The organism is Streptomyces sp. NPDC006261 (genome assembly GCF_040613515.1).
GTDB lineage: Bacteria > Actinomycetota > Actinomycetes > Streptomycetales > Streptomycetaceae > Streptomyces.
In genome coordinates this window covers 1-9491 of sequence record NZ_JBEXSI010000113.1, presented here as the reverse complement: position 1 = coordinate 9491, position 9491 = coordinate 1, and the positions used below count along the sequence as shown (strand labels likewise).

The following is a 9491-nucleotide window of genomic DNA, read 5'->3' as shown; positions in this document are numbered from 1 at the left end:
TGTACCGCTTCGTGTACTTGCTTCCCACCTGGTGCTACTTCCTCTGGAACCTCGGGTCCCAGTCTCCAGGTGTCCACAATCAAGGGGAAGCTTCAGCGTTGTCCGGCCCCTGACTCCCGGACGGCCCGATCCACCCGCACAGTCACCTCCCATCAGCCGCCGAACACCCCCGTTCCGCGGCACCACTCGGGGAGGACCTCTCATGCTCGACCACCTCAACACCGCCATCGCCGCTATCGGCGCCCTGGCCGCCCTCGCCCAGCTCGCCCTTGATGTCCACCGCGCCCGCACGGACGCCGGGAAGGACGACCAGGAGCGGTGAGGCCCCACGGCCAAGGCGTGCCCGGGCAGAGACCCGGGCACCCCCGAACGCCACCCGTTGCTCCTGGTGGACCGGATCGGGCCGGCGGCAGCCTGGCGCGGACGTGCCAACCCCGCAGCCGCCCGCCCCGGTGCCGGCTCCCGCGCTATGCGGCGCCCGCCTGGCCGTACGAGCACCGGCGAGCGGGCCACCGACGCAACTGGATGAGGGAGAGCACCTAGTGCTCTCCCTCACCGCGGTGGTGCCTGCCCGCACCACCAAGGGGGCGGTGAAGTCGGTGTTGTGGCGCTGTCGCCCACCACCGCCCCGTCCCGTCACGGTGTTGTCAGCAGCCCGCCCGGCGGGGGCTTGCGGGACTAACCCCGATCCGCTGCAGAGTGCTCTCACCAGTCCCGATCACCCGACTGTCCAGCCACCGCGATTCCGTCCCACCACCCGCCCGACACCGGGCCGCCCTCCCATAACAACGGGGGTTGCGCGGCTTACTGATCGTTTCAGAATGAGTTGAGCTGCGGGTCTTGTGCTTGTCGATCTTGGTCGGCAGGGTGTCCGGGGTGCGAGTTGATCTTGTTCCTGACGACCTGTGGGAGCGGGTGGCCCCGCTGCTGCCACCCGCTCCCGAACGACGACGCCGGCATCCCGGGCGGCTTCGCGTTCCGGACCGGGCTGCTCTCGCCGGCATCATGTATGCCCTGCGGACCGGCGTCGCCTGGCGCGACGTCCCGGCGGAGACGGTGGGCTGCTCCGGAGTGACGGCCTGGCGCCGTCTGCGGGACTGGACCGAGGCCGGCGTCTGGCCGCGCCTGCACGCTGCCCTGCTGGCCGAACTTCGCCGCACCGACCTGCTGGATCTGGACGACTGCGCCGTGGACGGCTCGCACGTAAGGGCCCTCAAAGGGGGGATCACGTCGGCCCCTCGCCCGTCGACCGCGCCCGCCCCGGCTCCAAGCACCACCTGATCGTCGACCGCCACGGAACCCCGCTCGCCGTCACGCTCACCGGCGGCAACCGGCACGACGTCACTCAGCTCCTACCTCTACTGGACGCGGTCCCGCCGATCCGAGGGCTGCGGGGACGCCCCCGCCACAAGCCCCGGCGGCTATACGCGGACCGAGGCTACGACTTCGACAAGTACCGCCGCCTGCTGTGGAAGCGCGGCATCAAACCGCTGATCGCCCGACGCGGCGTCGCCCACGGCTCCGGACTGGGCAGAGTGCGCTGGGTGGTCGAGCGCACCTTCGCCTGGCTCCACCAGTTCAAACGGCTCCGCACCCGCTACGAGCGACGAGCCGATCTCCACCAGGGCCTGCTCGAACTGGCCTGCAGCCTCATATGCCTCCGCCGCCTGCGAACCTCAGCCTGAGCGATCAGCTGGCTACGCTGAACCACCCTGGCCGCACCTCGGTCAGAAGCGGCTGCAGCAACCGCACGGCGGACTGCAGGTCCTCATCCGTGACGTCAAAAGGCTCTGGCAGGCTCAGCCCGTAGCAGCGCAGCCGCCACAGATCGAAGACTTCCTTCCCGTCGGCTGCGAAGTCCACATCGACCTCGATGCCGTTGTCGCTCACGAAGCGGCACCCTGCACCATGAACCTTGTAGGAGTAGGTGCCTACGTGCCCACTCCGGCTGATGATCCGGCGCGAACGGACCAGGCCAAGGACATCTGCGAGTCGTTCAAGTGAGGGCATCGCTGCCCTCATGGCCTCGTCAACCGCGTTCAGAGCGCGGACGTAGCCGAGCACAAGGTCTCGTGCAGCCTCAACCCGTTCCATACGGCGCCATCCCCCCACAGCCCATGACTGAAGGGATTGTTCCATGGGCCGCAGGTGTCTCCGCAGGACGGCATTCTGAAACGATCAGTTAGCCCGCCGCTGTGCAGTGTGCTCCCGCAGGCCGCGACCGAACTTGTACACCTTCTGCCGTCACACCCCGGCTTTTCCACCCCATAAGTAAGGCAAGGGAGCCAAAGGGGGGAGCGCTCCTTGCTCCGCCGCAGTGTGCTGCCAGCAGCCCCGACCGGCCTGCGCCCCGCCCAGAGAACCAGCCCCTCTAGTTGCCCATGAGTCCCGCCGGACGGGACTTGCGCCGCTTACCCGGCCACACCGCATGGTGCGTCCAGCAGCCCCGACCACCGGCTTGTCCAGTCCTCGCGTATCCGCCCCGACACCTCGTCATCAGCCCCCCGGCCGGGCCCGGAACGGATTTTCGCGAGAACTGGATCGACCGGCCGTCAGCGCGGACCGTGGGCCCCGCGCTCACCACCGGGCGCCTTACCAGAGGGAGAGCCCTTGTGCCCGTAGCAGCCACGCACCACCCGTTCAATAGCAACACCGCAGGTCAAAGCATTGAATACGCCTGCCCGCCCCGGTCGAATGAGCCCCGTCCACCGGGACTTGACCCGCTAACCCCCGCTTCCCGCACTCTGCTGCCCGGCACAGCCACGCGCTTCACGTGAGGGCCGCGCCGCTGCTGCCGGGCCGCCCCGCGACACAAAGGGACCCGTGCCCCACGATCCGCCTCACCTATCGCCGATACCCGAACGAACGTGCTCATGACGACCGCCCCCGCGCCTTCTGCCACCCCGCAGAACGTCGCCCCTGCCGCGCCGCCGGCAGCGCCTGCCCCCGCCGTGCACCAGGACTGGCCCGTGCGGATCGTGGTCGCTCTGATCAGCCTGCTGATAGCGGCCGGTCTCGTCTTGGTCTCCGTCTACCTCGGCTACCAGTCCCCGCGGTGGAGCGACGCGATCACGGCGAGATGGGCAGCCGTCGCCGCCATCGTCGGGCTCGGGAGCTTGCTGCTGGTGGCGCTGAAGAGGACTAGGCGATGAGCCGGATGTCCTTCGGGCGCCGGCACGATCAACTGCTGTCCGGTGGTTCAACGTGCCCTGAAACAGCGCGTACTGCCTCCCAGTCAGAGAAGTGGGAGGCAGTAGGGCGACTCGCCCAGGGTGTGCCGCTCGTCACATTGAAGCCACGCAATAGACATTCCAGAGGAACACCGACCGGCATCGAAACGCACCGAGCAGCACCGATCGGCATCGAAACGCATCGAGCGGCACCGAGCGGCACCGAAAGGCATCGAACGGCTCCCTCCAACGCTTTCGCCGCTGTCCCGGGCTGGGCGCCTCATACAGTGCTGCGCCTCGTGTTGGCGGTGCCCCGAAGTAGACTCCTGCGTAACGCAAAAGGAGCCCCACTTCCTCGACAGGTTCCTAGGCCATGAGTCGAGGGAGCTAGCTCCTTGAGCGGTGTCCCAGCATCGGCAAGACGGAAGGACTCCACATGCAGAGTAACGCGAAACCCCCACGCGGGCCCAGCGCACCCCGCCTGAACAAGGCGCTCACCACCGGCGTCGCTCACCTGCGTAAATGGTTCGCAAGCCCTGAACGCAGTGTTCAGAACAGCTTCCTGTGCGGCGTCGCGTACCGGTTCGGCGACTTCGCCGCCGGCCTCGTCATCGTCTGGCTGATCGCCCAGCGATAACGTAACGGGCCCTGCCGTCGTGACGGCAGGGCCCTCGTGAAACGCAGCCGACCTTGCCCCTTCAGAAGATCGAGGAGGGTGAGGTCGGCTTCTTCAGCTAGACGCGGAGCGTCCCGAAGATCCGGTGGCTACTTCACCGGTTTCCATACCTCGCACCGCTCCGCCGTGAACTGCCCGTCCGACGGGGCGATCGTCACGGTGATCGACTGTGCCGACGTCGCAATTGGTTGTCGATGATCTCCCCGCCCTTCGACGTCCGCTCCCAGTAGCAGTCCTCCATCCGCCCCTGGGCCCGGTAGGTATCCGGCGGGATCGGCAGGCCTTCACCCTCCGACAGCTCCTCAGCGGACGGCATCTTCGACGACACCACGTACGTCCCGTCCCCGTACCACCGCTCGTACGAGCCGGACGCAGCCTCCTTGACGGCCTTCGTCCACTTCGGGCACAGCTTCGGCACCCCCACCAACAACGCCTTGCCGTTGTCGCCGTCCATCTGCCCGGACTCGGCCAGCCACTGCGGCCGAGACGCCCCATCGATCGCGCTCACCGGCAGCGAATCGCAGATGTCCTGCACGAACCCTGACGCCGACCCCGAACCGACCAACCAACCCTTCTCGTCCGCCAGCTCGTCGATCTCCCCCTCCGGTCCCACCGGATACACCGGCTCCGGGTCCGCTGCCGGCTCCTCCGGCTCCGCCACCTCCGTGCTTGGCGCAACAGAGGGACTCACGGCAGCCCCAGGCTTCCCGTCATCACTGCCGCATCCTGACAACACGACCGCCGCCACAACACCGGCCGCGACAGTCCCCACCCCATGTATCGCTCTCATGCCGCGCAGGATGGCACCCTCTTTGCGGACGGAGAGGGCGAACCTGCACATCGATGATCAGCAGTGACGTCGGACTGACTCAGTGCTGCCGCATACGCAGCACCCGTGTCCGGGGCTCTCTGCGAGTTCACCGAGACCCGCGCCACCGCCTGGACGGTATGGATCGGGGAGCTCCAGGTCCTCAACACCAACTGACGCCGCGGTGGCGGGAGGGGGCAGGATCCCGCGAGGCGCGGGGGTGCGAAGATGCGCTCATGGAGTTGGCTGACAGGGGCAGTGACGTTGTGCACTACGTGTGGTTTCAGTCGCCGTACCGGAACCGGCGGGGGCATTTCACCGGCGTTTTCGGGCTGATCAACTCCCTGGCGCGGGAGGGGAGGCTCACGGTGGAGCAGGAGGCTTTCCGCCGGAGCAACAACAGCTGGTACAACGTCGCGTACACCGACCCCTCGACCCTCGACCCCACCGTTTACGACCACGAGATCAACCCCGGCGCCGCAGCATGGTTCAAGCCCACTGCCACGCACCTGCTTGAGCGGGTCCCCGGTTATCTCCAGGTCCTGACCGCTCACGGCGTCGAATGCCAGCTCCTGCGCTCCGCAGATCCAGGGCGGGTCATCTACGAAGACGACGTCCAGGTCGTGGTCGTCCCCCACCCCTAACCTCCCACCATCACAGGGCAGCCATGGTGAGTTCCACTCACCACCGCAGGTCAGAAGCCCGTGAGCACGCAAGACGCCCCCACTCACCACGGCTGGTCACAGCGCCCGCACCACGCCACTCACCACGGTGGCCGCCGTACTCGGCTGAGCGCCGGCTCTCAGTTGTCTTGCGTTACACCGAGGTCGTGGCGCATAGCGGTTCTCATCGTTCGGAGCATCTCCCAGACCTCGTGCTGGGCCTGGGCCGCGGTCTCCATCGTTTCGCCTGGTTCGGGGGCGCCGCGTTCGAGGCGTTTGACCTGGCCGTAGACCTTGTTCAGGGCTTGGTTGACGACACTCGCCGACCTGAGTACCTCTTCAGGGGCGATCATCTGTGCTTCGGAGTACCGATCGCGGTGCGCGTCCTTCGCTTCCTCGAGGGCGTCGCTGTCGCCCTCCTCCACGCCGCGTTCCCTCATGACGTGCAGGTGGCGGTTGAGTGCGGTGGTGAACTGCCGCGCATCCCGGTTCAGTTCCACATAGCAGGTGCGTCGCAGCGAGCGGGCCTCGCGAACCTCCTCATGGTCTCGAACGAGCTCTATCTCCAGGCGCTTCGCTCGTTGAGAGCCGCGCTGCGTGAGGAGCGCCCCTCCCAGGGTTCCTGCGACGCCTGCAACAGCGATGATCACTGAACTGAGATCCACCGACGTACCCCGTGAAATTCACCGGCCTCGTGCCCGCTGCACATGGCCCAAGCCGTCAAGTCTGCCGCTCCTGGGTGCGCCGGGGTGTGGTGGCCTTCTGGTGGCGGGCGGGGCGGCTGTACGCCTCGCAGGTGGCCAGGACTCTGCGCACGTCATGACGGGCGGCTGGGCGGCGGTTCTTCGAAACCGGCGGCCGGAGATCGGTGGCTAGCTGCCGCGCGAGCCACGGCTGGGCATAGGCGGCGATGAACAGCGCCGACCAGGGGCAGGTTGCCCGGGGCGGGCGTTCCGTCACCAGCCCATACGCCAGCCACCCACCCCGGGCCCGCGCAGCTTCCCACGCCCACCGCCCCCACCGTGCATCGGTCGGAGGCCGCCGCAGCTCGCCGCTCGACGATGTCAACGCCATCGTGTGGGACCCGGATTGGACAGGCGAATTCCTCGATCTGCTCTCTGTCCTGACCCGCCTGGTCAGCCTCGAACCCCAGCAAGCCGACATCCTGGAATCCATCCTCGCCAGCGGTTTGACCACGATGGATGATCTTTCCGGTGCAGGGGTCCGTTGGCCGCAGAGTAGAGCGAACAGGAAGCCCCGCTTCTCGCTGGACTCAGCACTTCCCACAGGAGACGACACCCTGATGTAGAGACTCTTGTGCCTCGCGAAGTGCTGGGGCGCGTGCGGACGATCACAGGGGTGAGGGACGGTCCTTCCACCGAGAGATAGCTCCGCGGGGCGCCAGGTGCGGCTACTCACCACGGGAACTCACCACGGCGGCCAGCCACTCACCACCCCGCGGTGCTCACCACGGGGTGGTGAGTGGCGCGGACCGCGGCTGGCGGCGTACGGGCCCGGCCCCGCGTTCCGCCGGCTCCCGGTCCGTACGGGGGGTGGCGCGGGGCCGATCCGGGTGGGCAAGCCCGCCTTGGCCTCATGCTTTCCCCTACGGTCGTCCCTACGGTTGCTCCTGCACTCCTCCCTACAGTCACCACTGCCGGGTTGTCTGCTTGCGGTGCAGGTCAGCGCTTGTTTCGTGGCTTGCCCGCGTTGCCGACAACCCTTCTTTCCGCTGGTGGGAGTCGCGGTAAGGGGTTGGTTGGGGCGGGGTGTTCGCTGGGGGCGCGGGCCCGGCCTGGCGGCCAGCCGCGCAGTAGGGACGACCGGCATCGGGAAGGTGCCGGGACGGGTGGGATGGATGAGGGAGCGCCGTATGGGTGGGGCGAGTGTGTGGCCGTACAAGTCGACGTCGAGGAACCGGGGCTTGGTGCTCCTGGCGCTCGGGGTGGTGAAGGTCGCCACGGCCGAGCAGCTGCGGCAGCTCGTGCTGCCGGGCACGGCGGACGTGCAGACGGTCCGCAACGTCTGCAAGGACCTGCGCTCGGTCGGCCTGGTCGAGTCCGTGGGCCGCACCTCGTTCGTCTCGTCATCGGGGCGGCCGGTGTGGCGGGACCTGTGGAATCTGACCACGGCCGGTCTCGCCTCGGCCGCGACCGAGCTCGGCCGCCCGGTGAAGGAGATCGGCGGCACCGCCCGCGACGCCGCGAAGGCGAGCGCCCCGCACGCCCTGGCGGTAACGGACACCATCGACGCGTTCCGCCAGTCCCCGCCGCAGCCGACGAAACCCGTCGCCCGCCGTACCGCACCCGCCCCGGTCCGGGAGCTCCCGACCCGCCCCCCAGGGCTCGGGCACCTGCGCGGCTGGGAGACCGAGGTCCCCTTGCCGGTGTCGGGCACCTTCACCACCCCGGCCCGGGGGAGCTTGCGCGCCGACGCGGTCCTGACCGCGCCGGAGGCGGGGGTGCCGGTGCTGTTCGTGGAGGTCGACAACCACACCGAGCCCGATGCCGTGGTCGCGCGGAAGATCGAGTCCTACCGCCGGTTCTTCCAGCGCACCACCAAGGACCACCGGGACCGCCCGGTGCCCTTCTGGCAGTCCCTGTGGGACCCCTCGGACCGCGACGGGCACCCGCCCCTGGCCCTCGTGTTAGCGAAGGACGGCGTCAGCCCTGAGGCCCGGATGAACCGCATGAAGAAGATCCGCGACCTGTCCATCCCCTGCTGGAGAGGCGACCGGCGCGGCGGCAGCAGCTACGACCCCGCCGCCAAGGACGGCTACCGCGACTACAGCGGCACGATCCCCGTCCTGGCCACCACCCTGGCCCAGCTCCGCCTACATGGCCCGCACGGGCCCGTCTGGTGGCGCTACGGCCACCCCGGCTGGGAAACCCTCCAAGACGCCCTGGACAACCCCGACGACGTTCGCGCCTACCGCCACCGCGAGGAACAGCGCCGCACCGAGCGCGAAGCACAACGGGAACGGGAACGCCAGGAGCGCGAGGAGGAAGAGAGCCGGCGGAAGGCCGCCGCGTGGCCGTGCCCGACTTGCGGCAGCCAGGTCTTCCCCGACGACGACTGGGAAACCCGCCCCCCAGGCAGCGACTGCACGGTCTGCACCAACATCGCCGAACGCGAACAGCAGGAAGCCGAAGCACGCGCCGCCGAAGAAGCCGCAGCCCGGGAAGAGGCCAGGAAGAACGGCCTCTTCGGCTTCCTCCGCTGACCCAAGCACCCCGGAGCCGGGAAGGACGGGCAGGGGCAGGCAGAACAGAGACGCCCGGACCGGCTCCTGCCTGCGTGTCGCGCTGTTAGATTCCGGATCATGAGCCGCTCTCTTCCTGATCCGTCCGTGCCCGCCGAGCCCTGGGAGCCCGAGGTTCTGGAGGCCGTCCGGGCGACTCCGGCGCCGCTGTACGCAGTGGCTCACCCGCTCCCGGGCGGTGGCTGGCAGGTCAGCCTCCTCGAGAGTGAAGGCGAGATCCGCGAATCTTTCACCGCCACCGACCTGGACGCGGCCGATCTCGCATTGCAGGAGCGCGGATATCTCTCCCTCGCATCCGCGATGCGCCGGGACTGGGAGAAACTCTCACCCAAAAAGAACAGGCATGAACGCGGCACACCCGTTTTCAGAGACCCCGGCGAGTAGTCCGCAACAATTTCCAACCGGCGGGCGGCACAGCGTCCGAAAAAAGGAAGCCCGCTCCGAGCCCGTCCCGAAGTGGCCCGGAGCGGCTGCCCTTTCCCCGGATGGTTGTGGAGTCCGGTTCGTGTTTCTACCCGCGCATCACATAGCGCTCCGGGCGGATCAGGTGGTGGCGAGAAACCCAGCAGGTTTCCGGGGCTCCCGGGGTATGGCCCGCTTTCTGGTCAAGGGTGGTGCGGGTCCATTCCAGTCTTAAGCTAGCCGCTATCTTTGAAGCACATACCCGGATCACCCACCCACCCCTACCCCTATTCGGCCCGTCACCCGCCCGACTACCTGCCACCCCCCTCACCTTGCTGCTGCTCGGGCTGCACCCCGTGGTACGGCGGGTGACGTGAGGTCAGGCCGGGTGTGCTGGGTGGCTGGAGCGCAGCGGAGGCCACCGGTCGGCCGAAGGCCGACCCCGGGCCGCAACGCGGCCCGGCCGCCCTGCCCTTGGCGGTGGGCGCGCAGCGCGTGCCGCCCGGCGGTG

General features: G+C 68.4%; 10 protein-coding genes. 7 read left to right on the top strand and 3 right to left on the bottom strand.

The genetic code is table 11. The annotated features are described in order from the left end of the window. Nucleotides 1-876 precede the first annotated feature (876 nt). Nucleotides 877-1685, top strand: a protein-coding gene (locus tag ABZ154_RS34195) for an IS5 family transposase (protein ID WP_356838292.1) whose coding sequence is annotated in 2 segments (ribosomal slippage) — nucleotides 877-1216 and nucleotides 1216-1685 — 810 coding nt in all. Because the reading frame shifts where the segments join, the coding sequence is not laid out codon by codon here. 4 nt (nucleotides 1686-1689) lie between these two features. Here ABZ154_RS34195 and ABZ154_RS34190 read toward each other — a convergent pair. Continuing rightward, nucleotides 1690-1890 (bottom strand): hypothetical protein, encoded by a 201-nt coding sequence (locus tag ABZ154_RS34190; RefSeq protein WP_356838291.1) that lies wholly within the window; start codon nucleotides 1888-1890, stop codon nucleotides 1690-1692. A gap of 983 nt (nucleotides 1891-2873) precedes the next feature. On the opposite strand from ABZ154_RS34190, the gene ABZ154_RS34185 reads away from it, so the two are divergent. Continuing rightward, a complete protein-coding gene (locus tag ABZ154_RS34185) occupies nucleotides 2874-3152 on the top strand; it encodes a hypothetical protein (RefSeq protein ID WP_356838290.1) in 279 nt (92 codons plus the stop codon). Between the two features lie 454 nt (nucleotides 3153-3606). Then, entirely contained in the window at nucleotides 3607-3807 is a 201-nt protein-coding gene (locus tag ABZ154_RS34180) for a hypothetical protein (protein ID WP_176146005.1), read from the top strand. 193 nt (nucleotides 3808-4000) lie between these two features. Here the strand turns inward: ABZ154_RS34180 and ABZ154_RS34175 are convergent, their stop codons facing one another. Next, complete coding sequence (locus ABZ154_RS34175) at nucleotides 4001-4507, bottom strand: hypothetical protein (RefSeq protein ID WP_356838288.1); 507 nt, start codon at nucleotides 4505-4507, stop codon at nucleotides 4001-4003. Between the two features lie 383 nt (nucleotides 4508-4890). Here ABZ154_RS34175 and ABZ154_RS34170 point away from each other — a divergent pair, with 383 nt between their 5' ends. Further along, nucleotides 4891-5298 (top strand): hypothetical protein, encoded by a 408-nt coding sequence (locus ABZ154_RS34170; protein WP_356838287.1) that lies wholly within the window; start codon nucleotides 4891-4893, stop codon nucleotides 5296-5298. A 158-nt stretch (nucleotides 5299-5456) separates the two neighbouring features. Here the strand turns inward: ABZ154_RS34170 and ABZ154_RS34165 are convergent, their stop codons facing one another. After that, nucleotides 5457-5966, bottom strand: a complete 510-nt coding sequence (locus ABZ154_RS34165; RefSeq protein WP_356838286.1) for a hypothetical protein — start codon at nucleotides 5964-5966, stop codon at nucleotides 5457-5459. A gap of 260 nt (nucleotides 5967-6226) precedes the next feature. Between ABZ154_RS34165 and ABZ154_RS34160 the strand changes: the two genes are divergently transcribed. From ABZ154_RS34160 to ABZ154_RS34150, 3 genes are all read left to right on the top strand, one after another. Beyond that, nucleotides 6227-6625, top strand: a complete 399-nt coding sequence (locus tag ABZ154_RS34160) for a hypothetical protein (RefSeq protein WP_356838284.1) — start codon at nucleotides 6227-6229, stop codon at nucleotides 6623-6625. Between the two features lie 564 nt (nucleotides 6626-7189). After that, nucleotides 7190-8539: a replication-relaxation family protein gene (locus ABZ154_RS34155; RefSeq protein ID WP_356838283.1), complete on the top strand. Its 1350-nt coding sequence runs from the start codon at nucleotides 7190-7192 to the stop codon at nucleotides 8537-8539. Nucleotides 8540-8638: 99 nt separating this feature from the next. Continuing rightward, the gene (locus tag ABZ154_RS34150; protein WP_356838281.1) at nucleotides 8639-8962 is read left to right on the top strand and encodes a hypothetical protein; all 324 of its coding nucleotides are present in this window, start codon (nucleotides 8639-8641) and stop codon (nucleotides 8960-8962) included. Nucleotides 8963-9491 lie beyond the last annotated feature (529 nt).